This window comes from Brevibacillus brevis, assembly GCF_031583145.1.
GTDB classification, from domain to species: domain Bacteria; phylum Bacillota; class Bacilli; order Brevibacillales; family Brevibacillaceae; genus Brevibacillus; species Brevibacillus brevis_E.
This window is the reverse complement of the sequence record NZ_CP134050.1, coordinates 2,681,294-2,701,737: the sequence shown is the minus strand read 5'-3', so window position 1 is coordinate 2,701,737 and position 20,444 is coordinate 2,681,294. Positions and strand designations below refer to the sequence as shown.

22 protein-coding genes are annotated in these 20,444 nt (G+C 54.5%); 1 reads left to right on the top strand and 21 read right to left on the bottom strand.

Annotation, left to right across the window (positions count from 1 at the left end):
• Positions 1 to 20 precede the first annotated feature (20 nt).
• On the top strand, positions 21 to 878 hold the full coding sequence (locus RGB73_RS13535) for a YitT family protein (RefSeq protein ID WP_310772830.1): 858 nt from the start codon (positions 21 to 23) through the stop codon (positions 876 to 878).
• Between the two features lie 95 nt (positions 879 to 973).
• Here the strand turns inward: RGB73_RS13535 and RGB73_RS13530 are convergent, their stop codons facing one another.
• From RGB73_RS13530 to trpE, 21 genes are all read right to left on the bottom strand, one after another.
• Positions 974 to 1,789: a sporulation protein YpjB gene (locus RGB73_RS13530; protein ID WP_310772828.1), complete on the bottom strand. Its 816-nt coding sequence runs from the start codon at positions 1,787 to 1,789 to the stop codon at positions 974 to 976.
• Between the two features lie 49 nt (positions 1,790 to 1,838).
• Positions 1,839 to 2,438, bottom strand: coding sequence for a DUF1405 domain-containing protein (locus RGB73_RS13525; RefSeq protein ID WP_310772826.1), 600 nt, complete (start codon positions 2,436 to 2,438; stop codon positions 1,839 to 1,841).
• A 75-nt stretch (positions 2,439 to 2,513) separates the two neighbouring features.
• A complete protein-coding gene (locus RGB73_RS13520) occupies positions 2,514 to 3,308 on the bottom strand; it encodes a menaquinol-cytochrome c reductase cytochrome b/c subunit (protein WP_310772824.1) in 795 nt (264 codons plus the stop codon).
• A gap of 29 nt (positions 3,309 to 3,337) precedes the next feature.
• A complete protein-coding gene (qcrB, locus tag RGB73_RS13515) occupies positions 3,338 to 4,009 on the bottom strand; it encodes a menaquinol-cytochrome c reductase cytochrome b subunit (protein ID WP_310772822.1) in 672 nt (223 codons plus the stop codon).
• Position 4,010: 1 nt separating this feature from the next.
• A complete protein-coding gene (locus RGB73_RS13510; RefSeq protein WP_310772820.1) occupies positions 4,011 to 4,529 on the bottom strand; it encodes a Rieske (2Fe-2S) protein in 519 nt (172 codons plus the stop codon).
• Between the two features lie 221 nt (positions 4,530 to 4,750).
• The gene (locus RGB73_RS13505) at positions 4,751 to 5,179 is read right to left on the bottom strand and encodes a DUF2487 family protein (protein ID WP_310772818.1); all 429 of its coding nucleotides are present in this window, start codon (positions 5,177 to 5,179) and stop codon (positions 4,751 to 4,753) included.
• Between the two features lie 87 nt (positions 5,180 to 5,266).
• Positions 5,267 to 5,482, bottom strand: a complete 216-nt coding sequence (locus tag RGB73_RS13500; protein WP_310772816.1) for an IDEAL domain-containing protein — start codon at positions 5,480 to 5,482, stop codon at positions 5,267 to 5,269.
• 9 nt (positions 5,483 to 5,491) lie between these two features.
• Positions 5,492 to 6,610 (bottom strand): hypothetical protein, encoded by a 1,119-nt coding sequence (locus tag RGB73_RS13495; protein WP_310772814.1) that lies wholly within the window; start codon positions 6,608 to 6,610, stop codon positions 5,492 to 5,494.
• A 109-nt stretch (positions 6,611 to 6,719) separates the two neighbouring features.
• Positions 6,720 to 7,664 (bottom strand): tetratricopeptide repeat protein, encoded by a 945-nt coding sequence (locus RGB73_RS13490; RefSeq protein ID WP_310772812.1) that lies wholly within the window; start codon positions 7,662 to 7,664, stop codon positions 6,720 to 6,722.
• A gap of 109 nt (positions 7,665 to 7,773) precedes the next feature.
• The gene (locus tag RGB73_RS13485; RefSeq protein WP_310774285.1) at positions 7,774 to 8,421 is read right to left on the bottom strand and encodes a zf-HC2 domain-containing protein; all 648 of its coding nucleotides are present in this window, start codon (positions 8,419 to 8,421) and stop codon (positions 7,774 to 7,776) included.
• Positions 8,421 to 9,011 (bottom strand): RNA polymerase sigma factor, encoded by a 591-nt coding sequence (locus tag RGB73_RS13480; RefSeq protein ID WP_310772810.1) that lies wholly within the window; start codon positions 9,009 to 9,011, stop codon positions 8,421 to 8,423. Before RGB73_RS13480 ends, RGB73_RS13485 begins: the two co-directional genes overlap by 1 nt.
• A gap of 147 nt (positions 9,012 to 9,158) precedes the next feature.
• Positions 9,159 to 10,277: an amidohydrolase family protein gene (locus tag RGB73_RS13475; RefSeq protein ID WP_310772808.1), complete on the bottom strand. Its 1,119-nt coding sequence runs from the start codon at positions 10,275 to 10,277 to the stop codon at positions 9,159 to 9,161.
• A 334-nt stretch (positions 10,278 to 10,611) separates the two neighbouring features.
• Positions 10,612 to 11,895, bottom strand: a complete 1,284-nt coding sequence (aroA, locus tag RGB73_RS13470; protein ID WP_310772806.1) for a 3-phosphoshikimate 1-carboxyvinyltransferase — start codon at positions 11,893 to 11,895, stop codon at positions 10,612 to 10,614.
• Positions 11,896 to 11,974: 79 nt separating this feature from the next.
• Positions 11,975 to 13,078, bottom strand: a complete 1,104-nt coding sequence (locus tag RGB73_RS13465) for a prephenate dehydrogenase (protein ID WP_310772804.1) — start codon at positions 13,076 to 13,078, stop codon at positions 11,975 to 11,977.
• 69 nt (positions 13,079 to 13,147) lie between these two features.
• Positions 13,148 to 14,236 (bottom strand): histidinol-phosphate transaminase, encoded by a 1,089-nt coding sequence (gene hisC, locus RGB73_RS13460; protein WP_310772802.1) that lies wholly within the window; start codon positions 14,234 to 14,236, stop codon positions 13,148 to 13,150.
• A 29-nt stretch (positions 14,237 to 14,265) separates the two neighbouring features.
• Positions 14,266 to 15,084, bottom strand: a complete 819-nt coding sequence (gene trpA, locus RGB73_RS13455) for a tryptophan synthase subunit alpha (RefSeq protein WP_310772800.1) — start codon at positions 15,082 to 15,084, stop codon at positions 14,266 to 14,268.
• Positions 15,081 to 16,310 (bottom strand): tryptophan synthase subunit beta, encoded by a 1,230-nt coding sequence (gene trpB / locus RGB73_RS13450; RefSeq protein WP_310772798.1) that lies wholly within the window; start codon positions 16,308 to 16,310, stop codon positions 15,081 to 15,083. The genes trpA and trpB overlap by 4 nt, the downstream gene beginning before the upstream one ends.
• Positions 16,273 to 16,941 (bottom strand): phosphoribosylanthranilate isomerase, encoded by a 669-nt coding sequence (locus RGB73_RS13445; RefSeq protein ID WP_310772796.1) that lies wholly within the window; start codon positions 16,939 to 16,941, stop codon positions 16,273 to 16,275. Before RGB73_RS13445 ends, trpB begins: the two co-directional genes overlap by 38 nt.
• Positions 16,938 to 17,747: an indole-3-glycerol phosphate synthase TrpC gene (gene trpC / locus RGB73_RS13440; protein ID WP_310772794.1), complete on the bottom strand. Its 810-nt coding sequence runs from the start codon at positions 17,745 to 17,747 to the stop codon at positions 16,938 to 16,940. Before trpC ends, RGB73_RS13445 begins: the two co-directional genes overlap by 4 nt.
• Positions 17,737 to 18,762 carry an anthranilate phosphoribosyltransferase gene (trpD, locus tag RGB73_RS13435; protein ID WP_310772791.1) on the bottom strand — a complete coding sequence of 342 codons (1,026 nt, stop codon included), beginning with the start codon at positions 18,760 to 18,762 and terminating at the stop codon, positions 17,737 to 17,739. Before trpD ends, trpC begins: the two co-directional genes overlap by 11 nt.
• Entirely contained in the window at positions 18,756 to 20,270 is a 1,515-nt protein-coding gene (gene trpE, locus RGB73_RS13430) for an anthranilate synthase component I (RefSeq protein WP_310772789.1), read from the bottom strand. The genes trpD and trpE overlap by 7 nt, the downstream gene beginning before the upstream one ends.
• Between the last annotated feature and the right edge of the window lie 174 nt (positions 20,271 to 20,444).

The window sequence follows — 20,444 nt, the reverse complement described above, 5'->3', positions numbered from 1 at the left end:
TTGGCGAACAGGAGGACTTTATGAATGTACGTCTCAAGAGCATCATCGCCATCATCATCGGTTCTGCCATCATGGGATTCGGCATCAACTCATTCAACATCCCCAACCATCTCGCAGAAGGCGGAATAACCGGGATCAGCATTCTGATCAAGCTGCTGTTCCCCGTGGTTGACCAAGGCTTCGTCTTCTTCGCCCTGAACATCCCTCTGTTCATCTTGGGGTGGAAGATCCTCGGACGCACGTCGTTTTTCTATACCATTTTGGGAACGGTTTCTCTATCCGTGTTTTTGTCCGTCTTTGACAACGTTCTCCCGCTCCCCATGAATGATCGCTTGCTGGCTTCGCTGTACGCCGGAGTCGCTGTCGGGGTGGGACTCGGCATCATCTTCCGTTACGGAGGCACGACTGGCGGGGTCGATATCATTGCCCGTCTGCTGCAAAAATACATGGGTGTCAGCATGGGAAGAACCTTGTTCCTCGGCGATATCCTGGTCATCGGCGCTTCTCTGTTCTACTTGAATCTGGAAAGTGCCATGTACACGCTCGTCGTCGTCTTCATCGCGGCCCGCGTCATCGATTTTCTTCAGGATGGGGCATACGCGGGCAAGGCTCTCACCATTATTTCCGAGCACACGGATGACATCTGCAAGCAAATCCTCGACTTTGGACGCGGTGTGACCCTGCTGTCCGGCAAAGGGGCGTACTCGGGAGCGGAAAAACAGGTGATCTACGTAGTCGTCAGCCGCAATGAGGTCATGCGCTTCAAGGCGATCGTGCAAGAGATCGACCCCCATGCCTTCGTCATCGTCAACGATGTTCATGAGGTATTGGGTGAAGGATTTACATTGGACGAGAACAAGCAGCCGATTCACCAGTAAGGGATAGACAAAAAAACGCGGGTGGCGCTCCCCCGCGTTTTTTCGTATGCTGCCTTCTCCCCCCGGTCACTCTCCTCGCCGACCTGGCACATCCTCTACGCCGAACGAATTTCCCCTTCGTATTTTTTCCATGCCACGTACGACAACGCAATCAGCAAGGCAATCCCGACGGAGACGATCATCGTCATCGGAGAATCGGGCCGCATCATGAGTCTGGCAAAGGTGCTCTCCTCGCGCCCGATAAACGCCGTCTGCATCGATCCGTTCAAATCCCTCAGCGCCTCCCGAACCAACTGCCAATCCACCTGGGCATTGCGCATTTCTTTGGAGATCCGATCGTAAGCGGCAGAAATCGACGTCATCTCGGCTTCGGGAAGCTGAATGCTCATCGCAGGCTTGATCACGAGATACAGACGATAGTTTTCGTCAAACTGCTCGCGGAATTGGGTATAATTTCGCTCGACTGCGGATTGCTGCAAATTTTGGACTTGTGTGGCAATGGAAGGATAGTAGCTTCTCCACATCGGTTGGTGCACGTGTGTCAATGCGTCAATGGCTACCCGCACTTGAGTGGCGTGCCAGAGAAGCTGCTGCTCGCTCACATTCGCCCCTGCAAAGCTCTTTTTTGCCGCAAGAATCGACTGTGTCACCGCATTGAGGCTTTCGATTCGGATAGGGATCGGCATACGCTGGTTCGGAAACTGCTGGGCCAGTTGGACGATCCGCTTTTGGGCCCCGTCGATATCTCCTTTTTTTACGTTGGTCAGCATCTCGTGCGCAATCTGATCCAAGGCTGCCAGCTGCTTTTCATCCGTAGGCTGATCCAGCTTCGTGTACAGACTGTGGATGGGCCACGACAAAAAAAGGCCGATGACTATGAAAAATAACAAATAGCGGATGTTTTTCTTCAACGCAAAAAACCTCCTTTCCCTTGTACAGACTATGGAAAGGAGGACAAGATTAGACCTTGTTTATCGCAGACTTGCTGTTTGCAAACCAAATAACGGCAATGGAAATCAAGCTGAGAAGCACAGTGAATAAGCCAACAATCCCTTCGTAGGGATCAAGTACACTCGGCAACCAAGGATGGATAAGCATCACGTAATCGAGAAAGTCGTTATTCAGGGTCCACAGTGCCGCGATTCCGACTGGGAGCAGACTCAGCTTGTAAAAACGTGCGTACAGGACAGATTCCACGGCCATGCCCGTATGGGAAATCATAAGCATGATGTCTGTCCACCGCACTTCATTTCCCAACATCCAGCCAGCCAAGATAATGCAGACCGCCCAAACACCATATTTGAAATTGGTTATGCCAGCCAAAGCTTCCAGTACAGGAATGTGGCGACCCAACAAGTACGTGAGCAGAACTAATGTGAAAAGTCCGCTCCCTGTCGGGCTATCCGGGACAAAAGGGCGCAAGAACGCTGGCGTTTCGGCCAACTGATTTCCATACCAGATAAATCCGTATATGGTCCCCAGAAAATTGATGATGAACAGCGTCCACAGAAACCATCTTTTCCCCAAAGAATGCCTAAACCACTCCCATATCCAGATCATGATTATCGTCTCCCGCTGTGTACGCCGCTAAAGAAAAAGCTGACCTTTGCTTCAGTCAGCTTTTTCCCTATTAGCTTATTTCAAGCTTGCCATGTATTCAGCCAACTTCTTGATTTCCGCTTCATCCTTGATCATACCGCCTGGCATTCCAGGTGGCTTTCCGTTGTGGATGATGTCGGCAATTTCCTCTGCATTGTATTTGCTACCGATTTTTTGGAGGTTTGGCCCTACAGCCCCCTCCATGTTTTGACCGTGGCAGCCCATGCAGCTGGATTGCGCTTTCCATACAGCGTCCGCTTTAAAGCTGGAGTCAGCTGGAGCAGGAGCAGCTGCGTTGGAGCCTCCATTGTGTCCCCCACCCGTCTTGCTGGATGGATGGCTCAGGGAGTGCTCGTGGTCAGCAGCCCAAGTCAGGTAGAATACCCCTACCAGTGCTGTCAGCATCAGGCCTGTCGCTACCGGACGTTTGCTTGGACGGCGTTCTTTGCTCGTATCGAGCCATGGAGCCAGCATCAAACCGCCGAAAGCGATCCCAGGAATGACGATGGTCCCGAGGACTACCCAGTCACCGGAAGCCCAAGGATATTTCAGCATTTGGTACAGGAACAGGAAGTACCAGTCAGGCAACGGAACGAACGACGTGTCATTCGGGTTTGCTTTGTCAGTCAACGGCGACGGATGGGAAACCGTCAGCACGAGGAATCCGACCAAGCAAACAGCTGCCACCATCCACTCTTTCAACAGGAAGTTGGGCCAGAACGGCTCCGTCTTTCCCGGAAAGTCAGAATAGGATGGAGAAATGTTTGGGATACGCTTCGCCGGCACCCGCGAGTCTCCGACGAAGGTAGCATCTTTGTCAAGTTTTGCCATGCTATTTCCTCCTTAGTATCGAAGACAGTTTATAGTGGACCGGAGATACCTTGCGAACGGATCATGATAAAGTGCGCCCCGAGCAGACCGAGAAGAGCGCCCGGCAGGAAGAATACGTGGATGGCGAAGAAACGAGAAAGCGTTTGCGCACCAACGATGTCTCCACCCGTGAGCAGCATTTTGACGTAAGGACCAATGAGCGGTACAGAGTTTGCGATCTCCAGACCTACTTTGGTCGCGAAGTAAGCGGTGTTATCCCATGGCAACAGATAGCCTGTGAAGCCGAGACCGAGCATCACGAAGAAAATCAGCATCCCGACAACCCAGTTCAGTTCGCGAGGTTTTTTGTACGCACCTGTAAAGAACACACGCAACGTATGTAGGAACATCATCACAATGACCAAGCTGGCGCCCCAGTGATGCATACCGCGTACGATTACCCCGAACGCTACTTCGTTCTGCAGGTAATTGACGGATTCATACGCATTGATGATGTCTGGCACGTAGTACATCGTCAAAAACATACCAGACAAGATTTGAATAACGGTAATAAAGAACGTTAGGCCACCAAAGCAGTAAACGAAAGCGGAAAAATGATGGGCCGGGTTCACGTGCTCAGGTACTTCGTGGTCGGCCAAATCACGCCACATTGGAGTGATGTTCAGGCGCTCATCGACCCAATCATACATTTTCTGTAACATTTTAGCCTGTCACCCCCGGACGAGGATTTGGTTTTATTTTCCCCAAATACAGTTTTCCATCTTTTACTTCCGTCTCGTACTCGTCGAGGGACACCAACGGAGGAGTTCCCAAGATGTGTTCGCCGTTGATCGAATAACGGCCCATGTGGCACGGACAGAAATACTGGTTTGGATGCTCAGGACTGGTGTTCCAGTCTACCGTGCAGCCCAAGTGCTTACAGATCGGGGACAGAGCGAGGATTTCACCCTTCTCGTTTTTGGTTACCCATGCGGACATTGTGGATTCGGCTTCATACCAACCGTCCTTGGTATGGACCTTGAATTCAACACGTTTTGGCTCGGCATTAAATTCATCCGGACTGCCGACTGCCACTTTATCTCCACCTGCATGCCCTTTCAGCAAGGGGTCCACTGCAAAGCGAATCATAGGGGTGATCATTCCCGCTGCAAGGAACCCGCCAGTTCCCATCAGAGCGTAGTTCAAAAATGTGCGTCTGGATATTTCGCGTTTGTCGCCCATCTCTTTTTCCCTCCTTATCCTGTAAAATAGCGCAACGATGGCGTTTTCATTACATATACACTAGGTCAATCCCAATCATAGCTAACGGCTTTTCCAATGTCAAGAATGTCCAACTCCCCTGACTTATTCCAATCCGGGCTAACGAAGCGATTGTTGCCATTTTGTCAAAATTTGCCCCTTGCCCTCTTATTCTCCTATATTATGGCCGGAAACGTCTTGCTCTATTTCGCGCTCGAACGCTGCCAATGGCGAATGATTTCTTTGTAGAGCACGTCTACCGTCACTTCGAAACGCAACGAGGAATCGAGGTCCTCATCGCCTACCGGCAGCGTCAGCACGTTTGCCTCCTCAACCGTTTGCGCCGGACGCACCCGATCGCCTTGGAAGTGCAGCAGGATTTGGTGGACAAAGCCTTCCGGCGCTTCCTGGGAGGTCTGCTCTTCCGCGAAATGGTAGCTGACCGGGTACAGCAGCACTCTCCCTTTCAATTTTTGCTCAATGGCTGCCGCTACATTCAGCAAATAGTTCATCCGCATTGCGTGTTCGGGCACGGACTTTCCTTTCCGGTACAAATAAATAGGGAGAAGTGCGGTGTCTACAAAGCTCCGCAGCTCCTCCCAGTTTTCCAGTTCATCGACATTCCACTGCATAAGGCCGTCTCCTCTTCCATTTCGTAGATTCTGGAAACTAGCGTATCATGAATGTGCGGAGACTGGCAATTGCTTTGATTTCAATGGTTACGCCTGTTCATACGCCATGATTTCCTTCAGCTCGTCGGTCAGGCGCAAAAATACTTCCTTGTTCTTGCTCGCCAAAGCTTCGTCGATTTCCTGATACAATGTACGCTTCCGATACTGGCGCATCTGTTCGTCAATCACCATCTCGGACAACAGACCGGATACCATTTGATTGTTTGTTCCGTACGCGTTGGAATAGAAATTCGGCCACTCCATACCCATCCCTCACTTCAATAAAATAGTCGTTTCTGTAAAGCCATTGTATTTGCGAAGCCATGTTTGGCTAGCATACGTCGCCGTGTACAGCCACTGCCCCTGCTCGTCCTGCCCCACTCTGAGCAATCCGAGGTGGACCATCATCTTGCAGACGCGATTGACTAGAATATCAGCGGGCGAGTCATAATAAAACTCCTTGATCCACGGCAGCAACGTATCCAAGAGCGTCTGCTGGCTGACCCAGCCTCCCGCAGCGATCAACGGTATGAGCTGGACGAGCATGGGCAGGTTGGGAATCGCGCGCTTGTACAGCCGCATCCAGAAGCGGATCAGCTCGTGGTACAGCGGGTCTCCATAGGAGAGCTGCAGGAGTTCCATTCCCGCTTCCGTGATCGCGACCCTTCCCGCCGTCTCCTCGATCCATTTATGGTAGTAACAGAAGTCATAGAGCAAAGAGAATCGGTCTGGATACAGGTCAAAATGCAATCCGTAACCAAAGCGCCACTTCTGGGGCTGCAGTGTCTCTTCCTTCACGTGGAGAAACTGAAACAGCTGCTGCTGGTGTCGCTTGTACATTCCTCCCTCCGCCGTCAGCGGCACCGGCTCCTGCTGAAGGAATTGTAAAAATTGCATGATATCGTCGCAAAGGGCGGTCCCTTCGTCCCGATACGCATCCGGCCCGGGTGAAATCAGCCGGTTGTCTTCCCGCCACTTATCAAGCCAGCTCTGCAGATACGGCTCTCTGATGTCCAGCGGCACCTGGTACTGTCCGACCGTTTTGCTCTTGGCCGGGAAGATCCATCCGCGGCGCATGGCCGAAGCGATGTACCGCCTGGCTTCCTCGCGTTTTTTCTCCTTGCTGCTCTCAAGGGCGATGCCGGCTTTGGCCAGCAAATCCTCCAGGGACATCACCGTCCGCTTATCGAGAAACAGCAGCAGCAGAAAGTGCATCTCTTCCTTCGACAAGTGCGCTACTTCTTGCGAGATGGTCATCCGGTGTCTGAGGCTGGACAGCAGCGACGTGATCAGTTCGTTTTTGGAATGAGGGTTGCATTCGCATCCGTAATGGTCGGCAATCTGATGGAGCTGCCGGATATCGGTATACACCAAGATCTCAGCCAAGTTCATCCTTGCATCCCTTCTTTACGATGACGTACTTGTATCCCTCATTCTTGCCAATATGCGGAAAAATAAACAGGAAGCCACCGACGTGACTTCCTGTATCTATCCGGTTTGTTTATTCGTCTTCCGCTTCTTCGTCCCACAGATCGTGGAGCTGCTGGTATTCCTTGGCTTCATCATAGCGTCCAGCTTGCGTCAAAAGGGCGATCAGCCGGCGGATCTGGTCGAGGTCAAATCCTGACAACGAAACGTACTGCTTCAGGGAATCGATCGCTTTTTCCGTGCGACCCGAAGACAGGTAGATATCCGCGGCAAGCGGGTAGGAGGCTACGTACTCCTCGTCCAACGCCTGCAGATTGTTGACCAACTCGGCCGCTTCATCCAGTCGTCCCAGATGGAATGCCATCAGGCTGCACCCGTATAGCACCTCCGGAGATTGATCGAGGACGAGCGCCTGGCGAAACACCTGGTACGCCTGTTCAAATTGTCCGCTCTGCGCCAGAGAACGACCTTTTGCCATAAGCAGGGGCAAGCTCTCCTCACCTGCCATATCCAGGAGCTTCATAGCCTCGTCGTCACGCCCGATGCGGAAGTACAAATTCCCCAAAGCTGCCAGCAAGTCTTGATTGTCCGGCTCTTTCTGCCGCGCCTGCTCCAGGTACTTGACCGCCACTTCGTCCAGATCCTGCAAAGAATACAGATCAGCCAGGAGCAAATCCAGCTGGATGCTTTCATAGCCGGATTCCTTGCACTCGTACAGCAAGTGCTGAGCCGTCTCAAAATCGCTGGAATCCAGGGCGATCTCGGCCAGTAGCATTTGGCATTCCCTGCGCAAGGACGGATCCATCGCCGGATTTTTTTCCATGACCTCCGTCAGCAGATTGGCCGCCTCGTCCAGATGCCCCAAACGGTACCATACCTCTGCCAGGTACATCATGACATCCGGGAGTTCCTTTCCATGTTCCTGCACTTTTTGCAGTGCAGTCAAGCCGAGCTCCACTTCGTCGTTCTCAATGCGCTTCACCGCTTCATCTATGACATAGAGCCACTGTTTTGGCATGCCACATTCACCTCGTATGTAAAAAGTTTGCACGGATGCGATCCATCCCGCGTAGAGCCACAAAAGACCGTCCAAGGACGGTCTTTGTCTTTCCTATGATCATATACCATTAAGCCCGTGTTAGCCAACTCATTGTGATAACCGTAATCAAAATGCCAAAAACACTGAGCACAATACTGTAGTTGGGCTTGGCCGGATCGCTGGAGCTCGGCTTGTTGTCGAGTGGCACGATCGAAGCTGTCGCATTCGCAAGCGGCTCCTCCTGCGAGACCGCTGTCTCCGCCTGGACCACATACGTACCGTCGTCCGATTGCATCGAGGAAGAGATCACTTCGGCCTTTGGCGTATTGATCGCCATCACTTCGCCGTTGATCACGAGCGAATTGGCGTCTTCCGTGTTGCTCGTATTCAGATACAAAGTAAAGGTAAACAGCATCAGCAAAAGAACCGCCACACTTGCACCGATCCGGCGCATCCTGGCCGTTACGCTAAAGATCTTCCGCCCAATCGGAATGGCCCACTTTTCTTCGGAGAGAATCCGTGCCATGACCGCATCTACGATCGAACGAGATGGCGTGACGGAATGGTACTCTTCCTTATCCATCTTCATCCATTCGCCGCTATCCGTCCACATCTCATAATCCGAACGACAGGCGTAGCATGCCGCCATGTGATGGTCCACACGGCGCTTCGTCACTTCCGGCAACAGGTTATCGGCGTATTCAGGTAACATCTCCTGAACTTCTTCACATCTCATCATCGATTCATCCCTTCAGCTTCATCCAAATGAGGGTCCAGGATGTAGGTTTCCAACTGTCCTTTAATACTTTGGCGCGCGCGGAAAAGCAAGGACTTCACAGAACTGACTGTGAGATCCAGGATCGTCGCGATCTCGGTGTAGTCCATTTGCTCGTATTCCCGCAAAATCAGTGCGGAACGCTGCTTCTCCGGCAAACTGTTGATTGCCTGTCTGACCATCAGCTCCCGCTCATTGCGCAGCAGCACTTGCTCGGGCAAATTCTTGGCTGCTGCAACGGGAACTTGCAGCGTGTCGTCCAAGTACACGTCCGAATTGCGGCTCTTGCGCAGCTCACTGAGGACAGAATTTCGCGCGATCGTATAAAGCCAGGTGGAGAAAGTCGCCTCTACATCTCGGAAAGAATGAATGCTTTTATACGCCTTGTAAAACGTCTCCTGACAGATATCCTCTGCGATATGTTCCAAATGAGCCTGACGCAGTAAATGCGTGACAAAGGAGAGGATCTTTTTCTCATATCGACGAATCAGTTCAGCATAGCATTCCAGATTACCTTCTTTAATCTCTCGGATAAGCTGGGAATCGGTCATGATCAGGATTACCTCCTTGCGATTCCGATCCCTCAGCGGCCTTTTGCTAAATTAGACTGCTGGGGATGTAAAAAGTTGCGCGAGCCTACGATTCTTTTTCTCGTTACTTGGCTGGAATCCTTCACGAAAAAACCCCCATTTTTGGGGTTATATGACATATGTGTAGGGTTTGGTGTCGAACAGGCACCTTCCCATGCCAATGGAAGCGCTAAACTGCATATCTCGATAAATCCACTTACCGTTCGACATAACAGATGCTGGAAGTTGCGTTTCGTTAAAATTGAGAATAGTGGAAAGATCATACTTTGTCAACCAAAATTCCTTTTTCAGGAAAACAATATCCGCATCCGAACCTGGGAGCAGCGTCCCTTTTCGCGGGTACAAGCCGACAGCCTTGGCTACATTCGTCGAAGCAAGTCGAACCAGCAGGCAAAGCAGTTCATCCGGCTCGCACCATTTGCGGCGAACATCGACCTGCACATCGTGCAAGGGGGCCGCTACCTGCCAGGTGCGAAACCAGTGGCGGTTCATTTGTCGCAAGGCTCGATCCGTCCACTCTTTTTTCAATCGGAAGATATGGTAATAAGGATCGGCCTCGATGGATTCCAGTTCGGTCGTCGAATCGGGTATGACGGTTCGCAGCTTCCAATACTGTGTCGTTTCCATCCAAGACCGTCTCAGGCGGTCCTTCTGTTCTTTTCCAAGGCCGCTGGACGGCATGTGTAAATGAAGAATCGTCTTATTTGACGGATGAAGGCTCGAAATCGTTTCCCAATTTACGCTGGAAATTTCCTCCGGAGTGCGCACGGTCACATGCAGAGCGGAAAAGCCGCGCCGTTTCCACCCGTGCACCTGTGCCTCGCTCAATTGCGAGACGTCCAGGCCGATGTGCCAGATGTAATCCACCAGGCTGTTGTAATGAGCGGCCTGCTGGTACTTGACCTGTGTATGATTCATCCACGGCTCAGGATAAAACGTATCCACCAGGCTTGTACAGCCCAATTTGATCAAATGACGAAATCGATCCAGATAGGAATCGCGTTCCCTTACCTTGTACAACGGCGTATCCGGGAGAGCCACGAAACCGGGCAGCAAATACATGCCTTCCGCATCGATCTCCACGAGAGGAACACCCATCGAGCTTTTCGGCAAGGTATCCTTGGCGATCCGGGTAATTTGCCCGTCCGCAATCCAAATATCGGCTTCCTTCACGCCGTACGATGTAACGACCGTTCCCCCGCGAATGACCAGCTCCTGATGAGACACTGCTCGTCCCCCTCCCGATCCCTGCTTTCGAGATTCCGATTTGTACGAGCATATGCGGGAATCGGGCAAAAAGTACAAAAAAAGACCGCCGTTGATTGTAAGCGCATTCAAACGGCGGTAGCACGACTGTGCTTTATTATATTGGATAGGAGTGGAGAGAAACCATACTGTATTTTTATAATAAACGGAATGTAAGCGCTTGTCAAATCATTTTTGCTAAAAACTAGGCTCTTGAAAGATTTTTTACTTGTGCAGGTCCATTTGCCAGTTCGGCACGCTTTTTCCCTAGCAAACAACCCGCACGACATTCCATGCGGGTTGTTTTGCAAATCGTCTATGAACGGCTGATTGTTTCCAGCAAGGTCGCGAATCCAGGGAAAGAAACATCAATAGCCTCTTCATTCTCGATGCCCGTTTCCCCTGTCGCCGCCAGACCAGCGACGGCCATCGCCATGCCGATCCGGTGATCCCCCATGCTGTCAATTACGGCCCCACTCAGCTCGGTTTTGCCTTCAATGATCATTCCATCATCCGTTGGCGTGACCTTGGCTCCGAATTTGGACAGCTGGCTTACGACCGTAGCGATCCGGTCTGTTTCTTTTACTTTCAGTTCTTCGGCGTCGCGAATGACCGTTCGCCCCGTTGCCTGGGTAGCCATCACTGCAATCACCGGAATCTCGTCGATGAGACGAGGGATGATGTCCCCTTCGATCTCGATGCCGTGCAGTTCTGAGTGCTTCACCAAAAGGTCTGCCACCGGTTCTTCGTTCACCACACGCTCGTTGACGAGCTCCAGGCTGCCGCCCATCGCTTTTACGATGTCGATGATACCGGTGCGGCTCGGGTTGATGCCGACGTTTTCGATCAACAGCGAGCTGCCTGGGACCATCATGACGGCAGCGATCAGGAATGCCGCCGAAGAGATGTCCCCTGGCACCTGAATCGTCCGCCCTTTCAAGGTTTGCCCACCCTCTACCGAGACCGTCAGTCCATCGCGAATCACCTGGACGCCAAATGCTTGCAGCATGCGCTCGGTATGATCGCGGGACAGATGAGGCTCCGTCACGCTGGTTACTCCTTTTGCCTGCAAGCCCGCCAGCAGTATCGCGGATTTTACCTGGGCGCTGGCCACCGGCGACTGGTAGGAGATGCCGTGCAGATCGCCTCCGCGAATGGCAAGCGGCGTGAACTCCCCGTCTTTCCGCCCGTCGATTTTGGCTCCCATTTGCCGGAGCGGACCGATCACCCGGCGCATTGGCCTTTTGGCGATCGACTCGTCCCCTTCCATGACGACGTGAAACGGCTGGGTGGACATGATGCCTGCCATCAGGCGAATCGTCGTACCCGAATTGCCGACATCAAGCCGCTCGGACGGCTCCTGCAGTCCGTACCACCCTTTTCCGTGAACGGTGACCTTATCGCCATCCTGTTCGATGGCAATCCCCATTCTCCGAAAGCAGCTGATGGTACTCAGGCAATCGGCACCGGGGAGGAATCCTTCGATCTTCGTTGTTCCTTCCGCCAGCGCCCCAAACATGACAGCGCGGTGAGAAATCGACTTGTCTCCCGGAACGCGGACGGTTCCGTTGATTGTTTTGGCTTGTCTTACGCGAAGCACTGTTCCACTCCCCTTTTTCTAACTCGTAGCAGTCATGCTGTGAAGCGTCTTCGTTGTAAAGTCTGACGGTACCAGAATGCTAGACTCGTCTGTATACATTGTAATCGAAATAACGGAGCAGCTCTTCCCCTTTTTCCATCTCGTCCTGGGACTGGAACGTAATCCGCAGGGCTCCGTAAATATCCTCGCGCGTTTCCCTGATCTGCAGATTTGTGATGTTGATCTGCTTTGCGCCGAGCAGCGTGGTAATTCGTCCGATTTCGCCCGGATGGTCGGGAATATCGATGTACAGGTCGAACAGCGGCGGCAATGCCCCGGGCTTGCGCTCCGGCAAACCATCGCGAAAATCGCGGGCGGTTTGGAAAAAATGCTCGATCCGGTCCGCATCGCCCGCTTCGACCAGGTCCATCACATCTTCAAGGGCACTCGCCCAATCCTTCGCGATTTTCAGGATATGATCGCGGTTTTGCAGCAGAACATCCCGCCACATACGCGGATTGCTCGATGCGATGCGGGTGATGTCGCGGAATCCTCCTGCGGCCAATCGGGCGTGCCAGGCGTTTTCATCATCGTACCCCGCCACCAGATTGACGAGCGCAGAGGCCAGCACGTGAGGAAAGTGGCTAACAGCGCCCACTACCTGGTCGTGCGTGTCCGGATCCATCTGTACGACTTTGGCCCGCGTGAGAGACAACAGTTCTACGAGTCGCTGCACGTGATGCTCTGGAGCATCCGAGGCAGGCGTCAGCACGTAGTAGGCGTTTTCGAGCAGACGATCCGATGCCGCTTCTACCCCCGACTTGTGGGAGCCCGCCATCGGGTGTCCGCCGATGAAAGTCACATGGGGCGGAACGACTTTCACCGCTTGGCTGACAATTGCGGACTTTGTGCTTCCTACGTCGGTCACGATGACTTCGGGCTGCAGGTCCAGGTCGGAGAGCTTCCGCAGAGTGGCAAAGATCTGCTCCACGGGGGCGGCCAGGAAGATGACGTTCGCTTCCCGCACCGCCGTCTGCAGGTCTGTCGTCCCTGCATGAATAACGCCAAGTGTCAAGGCCTTGTCCAAGCTATCCTGGCGAATGTCGTAGCCGACAACCCGGATCGCCGGATCGCGACGCATGGACAGAGCGATCGACCCGCCAATGAGGCCGACGCCGATAATGGCTATGGTCATTTTTTTCATTTCAATGTTTCGATCCTTCCTTTGCGCGTGTAGACAAAGATGCCGGGAGTCCCCCCGGCATCCTTTTATTCATGCACCTGTGACGATATCTTTCAGGGCAGCAAGGAGCTTTTCATTTTGCTCCGGAGTCCCAATCGTGATGCGCTGCCAGCCCGGATGGCCGAGCGCATTGCCGGAGCGGATGATGATTCCCTGACTGAGGAGCTTCTTGAATACTTCGTCGGAATCCCGATTCAGATTCACCAGGATGAAGTTGGTCTGCGATGGATAATACTCCAGGCCCCATGCTTCAAAAGCGTCAGTGAATTGTTTCATGCCTTCGCGATTGCGTTCGCGGCAGGTTTTCACGAAATCCTGATCGTGCAGGGCTGCTCTCGCGGCCACTTGACCCAGCGTTCCCGTATTGAACGGCTCGCGTACATGCTCGAGCTGGGAAACGATCTCTTCGGACGCGATGCCGTACCCTACGCGCAGCGTAGCCAGCCCGTAAATTTTGGAGAACGTCCGCAGGATGATCAGGTTTGGATAATCAGCCAGCATCGGTACGGTTTGCGGGTATTCCGGATCTACGACGTATTCGTAATACGCTTCGTCCAGCACGACGAGAACGTTTTTCGGCACTTGTTTGAGGAAAGCCTCAAGCTCTGTTTTGGTCACGATCGTGCCGGAAGGGTTGTTCGGGTTGCACACCCAGACTACACGCGTCTGCTCGTTGATCGCAGCAGCCATCGCTTCCAGGTCGTGGACGCCTTCCTTCAGCGGAACCTCGATCAGCTCCGCCCCTTCGATAATCGCATTGGAACGGTACTGGGAGAATGTAGGCTTCGCCATGACCGTATTGGTGCCCTCGCTGAGGTAAGCGCGGGAGATCATCAGCAGGTTCTCGTCCGAACCGTTGCCGAAGATCAGCTGACCTGGTTTCACCCCGAGAAACTCGGCCAAATCCCAGCGCAGGCTCAGGCTCGCGCCGTCCGGATAAAGAGACAGATTGTCCAATTGGGCGGCAATGGCTTCTTTTGCCTTCGGCGATGAGCCATACGGATTTTCGTTGGACGCCAGCTTGATCACTTCCGTCAAACCGTATTCCCTTTTGACGTCATCAATGGGCTTCCCCGGCTGATACACCGGGGCATTGAGTATGCGTTGCTTCGGTTGCATCCACGTTCACTCCAGTCACGTTTTTCCCATTATTGTAGCGCACTCGCCAGCTGATGTACAAACGTTTTTATTTTTTCGACAGCCTCTGGGGACTGCACGGGATCTTTCAATTGCTCTGCATGTTTCTCAATTTCTCGGACGATCGCGCTGCCGACGATTACTCCGTCCGTATGGGGCGCGACAGCCTTTACCTGCTGCGGCGTGGAAATCCCAAAGCCGACAGCGGTTGGGACAGCCGTGCTTGCCTTTACTCTTTCCAAAAACTCGGACAGATCATCGCGCAAGCTCTCGCGGGCGCCCGTAACCCCCAGGGATGATACGCAGTAGAGGAATCCGCTTGCCTGTTCCCCGATCGACTTGATCCGCGATTCCGAGGTCGGCGCCACCAAGGAAATGACGTGGAGTCCGTACTTCCTGGCCGCTTCCACCGCCAGGCCGTTTTCCTCGACGGGCAAATCCGGAATGACGACTCCGTCGGCACCGTACTTGGCGAGATCGGAGAAGAACCGGTCAATCCCGTACTGCATAACCGGATTGATGTAGGTAAACAAGACGAGCGCTGCTTCCATCCCGGATTTTCGCAATCTTGCTACGAGCTGGAGAGCGTCACCGATCGACACGCCGTTTTCCAGCGCTCGCTGCGACGCCCGCTGGATCGTCGGGCCGTCCGCCAGCGGATCGGAATATGGAATCCCGAGCTCGAGCAGGTCTGCTCCCGCTTCCACCAATGCATGCGCGAGCTGATAGGTCGCCTCCAACGTCGGATCTCCCACGGTAATATACGGGATAAAGCGTTTGCGGCTGCGATCCGCAAACAATTTATCGATGCGATTCACGGCTGTCGTCATTGCTGTTTCCCCTCCTCTTTGCTTCCCAGTGCATCCTGGATCGTCAGCACGTCTTTGTCCCCGCGGCCCGACAGACAAATGACGAGAATCTCGTCTTTCGACATCTGCGGGGCGCGTTTCATGGCTTCGGCGATCGCATGCGCGCTCTCGAGCGCCGGGATGATCCCTTCCGTTCTGCAAAGCATCTGAACAGCCGCCAGCGCTTCCTCGTCCGTAACGGAGGTGTAGGTCACCCTGCCGGAATCCTTGAGGTAGGCGTGCTCCGGCCCGACGCCGGGATAATCCAGTCCCGCTGAAATGGAGTGCGCCTCCTGCACTTGCCCGTGCTCATCCTGCAGCAAATAGGTCAGAGAACCGTGGATCACACCCGGACGTCCGAGGCTGAGGGTAGCCGCATGCTTGTCAGTATCCACACCTCGACCGGCCGCTTCCACACCGCGCAGCGCGACTTGTCCGTCCGAGATAAACGGGTAGAACATCCCGATCGCATTGCTTCCCCCGCCGACGCAGGCGATGATCTCGTCCGGCAGCTTGCCCAGCATTTGCAAAATTTGCGCGCGCGTCTCTTCACCGATGATCTTCTGGAACTCCCGCACGATGTATGGATAAGGGTGCGGGCCCACAACCGAGCCGATCACGTAAAACGTCTCCTCCACGTTGGAGACCCAATAGCGGATCGCTTCATTTGTCGCGTCCTTCAGCGTGCGCGAGCCGGATACGGCCGGAACCACTTCGGCGCCCAGCAGGTTCATGCGAAATACGTTCAGCGACTGCCTGCGGATGTCTTCCTCGCCCATGAACACTTTGCAGGAAAGCCCCAGCTTCGCCGCGACCGTCGCGCTAGCTACGCCGTGCTGGCCCGCTCCCGTTTCGGCGATGATCGACTTTTTCCCCATGCGCTTTGCCAATAGCCCTTGCCCCAAGGCATTGTTCAGCTTGTGGGCACCGGTATGGTTCAGATCTTCCCGCTTGAGATAAATGCGGGCCCCTCCGAGCTCTTCCGTCAGCCGCTCCGCGTAGGTAAGCGGAGTAGGACGCCCTGCGTACTCGCGGAGCAATCCGTTCAATTCCTCGCGAAAAGCCGGATCCTGCATCGCTTCGGCGAACGCCGCTTCCAACTCGGTCAGCGCATTCATCAACGTCTCCGGTACAAACTTTCCTCCAAACGCTCCGAAGCGCCCGTTTTTGTCAGGCACGACTCGCGTAGCTGCCACTGCTTCCTTCATGCGCCTTCACCCTCTCCACCAACGTTTTGATTTTTTCGCCGTCTTTTACTCCGTCCGTCTCTACTCCGCTGGAGACGTCGATCATCTCCGCCTTGTACCGGCCGACCAGCTCTGCCACGTTCTCCGGGTTGATTCCGCCCGCGATGATGCACGATTTTTCCCCGCACTTCTCCTGCAGTCGAGGAATATGATCCCAGGAAAAGCGCTTGCCGGTACCGCCCGCCTGACTCGGATCGTACGTGTCAAACAAAAACGCATCGACTGCGTCGGTATATCGCCCGATTTCACGTGTCGCGTCCTCTTCTCCGCCGACGGCCAGCGCTTTCCACACCTGCAGGCCAAACCGATCGCGTGCCTCCTGACAAAACGCAGGAGACTCCTGTCCGTGCAGCTGGATGACGGCGAGCGGAACCTGAGCCACCACGTCAGCCAATTCTTCCATCGTCGGGTTGACGAAAACGCCTACGGCAGGAGGATGGCCCGTTACGGACGCGAGCAGTGCCGTGGCTGAAGCTGCATCCACCTGTCGCTTGCTCGGGGCAAAAACGAAACCGACGTAATCGACGCCAAGGTCGCGAAGAAGCTCCAAAGTATCCGCCTGTTTGATGCCGCAGATTTTGATCCGAGTCACAAGATCACCCCCGGTTTGGCTGTCGAGGCTGCCCCTACCAGCGAAAGGACGGCCTGAGCAACGTCCGTCTGGCGCATAAAGTGCTCGCCTACCAGCACGGCTCGCGCACCGGCCTCTCTCACCTGTTCAATGTCGACCGGCCGGGATATTCCGCTCTCGCTTACGACAGTGATAGAGCGGGGCAGATCCGCGATGATGCCATGCGTAACCGCCAGATCGGTTTGGAAGGTATGAAGATTGCGATTGTTGATCCCGAGCAGCTTCGGCTCTGTATATCGAAACACCACGTCGCATTCTTTGCGGTCGTGCACTTCCAGCAGCACGTCCATCCCCAGCTCCGCAGCCGTCTGGGACAGGTGGCGCAGTTCTTCTCCGTCGAGGATCGCCGCGATGAGCAGGATCGCATCAGCGCCTGCCGCACGCGCTTCGATTACTTGCCATTCATCGATGAGAAAGTCCTTTCTAAGCAAAGGCCGATCGACTACCTCGCGAATCTGGCGAAGATACGACAAGCTGCCTTGGAAAAAGGACTCATCCGTTAGCACGGACATACATTCTGCCTGAGCAGCCTCATAGGCTCTGGCGATCGCGACCGGATCGAAATCCGCGCGAATCAGCCCCTTGGAAGGCGACGCTTTTTTCACCTCGGCTATGACACTGACCGGCCTCGCGCTTTCTTCCAGGGCCTGCCGGAAGCCGCGCGGACGCTCCATTGCTTTTGCGTCCGCCAGCAGCGATGCCAGAGAGTGTTCCTGGTGGAGGCGGCCTACTTCCTCCCGTTTTTTCTCTACGATTTTACGAAGCATGAATCATTCCCCCTGCGATTTGCCTGATGTGCTCCAGCTTTCTCATCACGAGTCCGTCGTCGATCAGCTCTGCCGCCCGGATCACGCCCGCTTCGATCGAGCTGGTGCGATCTGCCAGATACAGAATCGCCCCGGCGTTCAGCAGGACGATGTCGCGGGCCGCTCCACGCTTGCCGGAGAACACCTCGTGGATGATCGCCGCATTCTCCGCAGCGTCTCCTCCTCTCAGGGCCTCCTTTTCATGCCTGCGCAGCCCAAATTGCTCCGGTGTGATCTCATATGTCCGAATCTCGCCATCCCGCAGTTCTGCGATGTGGCTGGCACCCGTCACCGTCAGTTCATCGAGCCCATCCTCGCCCGCCACGACCAGCGCCCGCCTGACATCGAGCTGGCCCAGCACAGACGCGACCGTCTCGAGCAGCTTGCGGTCATACACGCCCATCAGCTGGTGGCTGGCCCCTGCGGGATTGGTCATCGGTCCGAGGAGGTTGAAAACGGTGCGTACGGCCAGCTCCTTGCGCGGTCCTGCCGCATGCTTCATCGCCTGATGGTAAAGTGGAGCGAACAGGAAGCACAGATTGGTGACGCGCAAGCAATCGGCTGCATCCTTCGGCGACAAGTCGACAGGAACTCCGAGCGCCTCGAGCACATCGGCGCTCCCGCTCTTGCTCGATACGGCCCGGTTGCCATGTTTGGCGATCCGTACACCATCGCTCGCCGCCACAAACGCACTTGCCGTCGAAATGTTAAACGTATGGGCACCGTCCCCTCCCGTACCGCACGTATCGACCAAACCAGGAATATCGATAGGAAACCTCGTCGCACGCGCTCTCATCGCACGGGCGAAGCCGATGATCTCTTCTGCTTGTTCCCCCTTCAATCGAAGGCTGGCGAGAAAAGCACCGATCTGCGCCGGCGTGGCTTTTCCGTCCATGATTTCGCCCATCGCCTCTTCCGCGACGGCTGTATCCAGATGCTTGCCCTGCAAAATGTGTTCGAGTGCCTGGGTCAGCATGTCATCTCCTCCTTGCGCGCGAATAACTGCTCGGCTTTTTCCAGAGCGGAAATCATGGCGGCTGCCTTGTTGACTGTCTCCTGGTACTCGCTCGCCGGTACGGAATCCGCCACGATGCCCGCTCCGGCCTGCACGTGAGCAATGCCATCCTGGAAGAACAGCGTCCGAATGGTGATGCAGCTATCCAGGGAGCCGTCGAAGGAAATGTATCCGATCGCTCCGGCGTACAAATGCCGGGCATCGGGCTCCAGCTCGGCGATGATTTCCATGGCCCGCAATTTGGGCGAGCCGGAGACTGTCCCGGCGGGGAAGGCCGAGAGCAGCGCATCGAACGGGTGAAGTCCTTCGCGAAGCTTGCCAGTGACGTGAGAGACCATGTGCATGACATGGGAGTAATTCTCGATGACCAGCGCTTCTTCCACCTTCACGCTTCCGTATGCGGAGACTTTCCCGACGTCATTGCGTCCGAGGTCGAGCAGCATGTAGTGCTCGGCGCGCTCTTTGCTGTCGGCCAAAAGATCCGCCGCGAGCTGTTCGTCTTCCTCTGGAGTCGCCCCCCGCTTGCGCGTTCCTGCGATCGGGCGCATCTCCACCTTCTCGTCCTCTACACGAACCAGGAGCTCCGGCGATGTGCCCACGACGGTCTCCCCCTCGTATTCGAGGTAGAACATATAAGGCGACGGGTTGAGCGTACGAAGCAAACGGTACACGGCAAACGGATCGACGTCTGTCTTTACAGAAAAACGCTGGGACAGCACCACTTGAAAAATATCTCCTGCCGCGATGTACGCTTTTGCCTGTTCCACGATTCGCTCGTACTGCTCCCGCCTCATGTTGGCCTGGACCGAAAGTGGCGCCGGTTTTTGAGCGGCTACCTGGATGCGCTGCTCCGTTTCCGCGGGAGCAGACACGTTGGCGGCAAGACGCTCAAGCCGATCACAGACTTGTTCGTATTTTCGGGCAATGTCATCTGGAGTATCGCCATTTTCGACGTGCAAATTGACGATCAGCTGAATTACCTGCTTCAGATGGTCAAACGCGATCATCTCGTCCACGAACAAGAAGCGCATGTCGGGAACGCGCAGTGCCTCATGCCGATGTGCCGGCAAATTTTCAAAGTAGCGGAGCGTATTGTAGCCGAAGAAACCTACTGCGCCTCCGCTCAATCGGGGAAATCCAGGCAGCTTCGGGCTTTTGTAACGGTCCATTTCCTCACGCAGGAAGTGCACCGGATTGCCCTGATGGATGGTGCGCTCGCTGCCTCGGCGGCTGACAGTGATTTCCTCGCCTTTGGCTTCCACGATCTGAAAGGGGTTCATGCCGATGAACGAAAATCGCGCCCATCTCGCCCCGCCTTCTACACTCTCCAGCAGAAACGAGTCGCTTGTGCGAATCTTCTGATACAGACGGATCGGTGTTTCTTGATCGGCCAACAAGGTCATGCTAACGGGAATAAAGGAATAGTCTGCCGAAAGGGATTGAACCTCGGCCAGGGAGGGGAAATACATGGACTCTCATCTCCTTTTTCGGGTCCAGGAAAAGGTCTATGCCTTTTCTCTGCCCGCTTTCTAGAGCGAGAGGTAGGGGGAGAAAATATGCAATTGCGGAGGACGGCCTACGCTGCCCGTTCCCGGGAGCCAGCTTTATACGTCCACCACTCAAGTTTAATGAAAAACAATGCA

Excerpts from the sequence above, each read along its gene's own strand:
- RGB73_RS13535 (WP_310772830.1), top strand. The coding sequence starts at position 21 with ATGAATGTACGTCTCAAGAGCATCATCGCCATCATCATCGGTTCTGCC.
- RGB73_RS13525 (WP_310772826.1), bottom strand. The coding sequence starts at position 2,438 with ATGATCTGGATATGGGAGTGGTTTAGGCATTCTTTGGGGAAAAGATGG.
- RGB73_RS13520 (WP_310772824.1), bottom strand. The coding sequence starts at position 3,308 with ATGGCAAAACTTGACAAAGATGCTACCTTCGTCGGAGACTCGCGGGTG.
- qcrB (WP_310772822.1), bottom strand. The coding sequence starts at position 4,009 with ATGTTACAGAAAATGTATGATTGGGTCGATGAGCGCCTGAACATCACT.
- RGB73_RS13510 (WP_310772820.1), bottom strand. The coding sequence starts at position 4,529 with ATGGGCGACAAACGCGAAATATCCAGACGCACATTTTTGAACTACGCT.
- RGB73_RS13505 (WP_310772818.1), bottom strand. The coding sequence starts at position 5,179 with ATGCAGTGGAATGTCGATGAACTGGAAAACTGGGAGGAGCTGCGGAGC.
- RGB73_RS13500 (WP_310772816.1), bottom strand. The coding sequence starts at position 5,482 with ATGGAGTGGCCGAATTTCTATTCCAACGCGTACGGAACAAACAATCAA.
- RGB73_RS13495 (WP_310772814.1), bottom strand. The coding sequence starts at position 6,610 with ATGAACTTGGCTGAGATCTTGGTGTATACCGATATCCGGCAGCTCCAT.
- RGB73_RS13490 (WP_310772812.1), bottom strand. The coding sequence starts at position 7,664 with ATGCCAAAACAGTGGCTCTATGTCATAGATGAAGCGGTGAAGCGCATT.
- RGB73_RS13485 (WP_310774285.1), bottom strand. The coding sequence starts at position 8,421 with ATGAGATGTGAAGAAGTTCAGGAGATGTTACCTGAATACGCCGATAAC.
- RGB73_RS13480 (WP_310772810.1), bottom strand. The coding sequence starts at position 9,011 with ATGACCGATTCCCAGCTTATCCGAGAGATTAAAGAAGGTAATCTGGAA.
- RGB73_RS13465 (WP_310772804.1), bottom strand. The coding sequence starts at position 13,078 with ATGAAAAAAATGACCATAGCCATTATCGGCGTCGGCCTCATTGGCGGG.
- hisC (WP_310772802.1), bottom strand. The coding sequence starts at position 14,236 with ATGCAACCGAAGCAACGCATACTCAATGCCCCGGTGTATCAGCCGGGG.
- trpA (WP_310772800.1), bottom strand. The coding sequence starts at position 15,084 with ATGACGACAGCCGTGAATCGCATCGATAAATTGTTTGCGGATCGCAGC.
- trpB (WP_310772798.1), bottom strand. The coding sequence starts at position 16,310 with ATGAAGGAAGCAGTGGCAGCTACGCGAGTCGTGCCTGACAAAAACGGG.
- trpC (WP_310772794.1), bottom strand. The coding sequence starts at position 17,747 with ATGCTTCGTAAAATCGTAGAGAAAAAACGGGAGGAAGTAGGCCGCCTC.
- trpD (WP_310772791.1), bottom strand. The coding sequence starts at position 18,762 with ATGCTGACCCAGGCACTCGAACACATTTTGCAGGGCAAGCATCTGGAT.
- trpE (WP_310772789.1), bottom strand. The coding sequence starts at position 20,270 with ATGTATTTCCCCTCCCTGGCCGAGGTTCAATCCCTTTCGGCAGACTAT.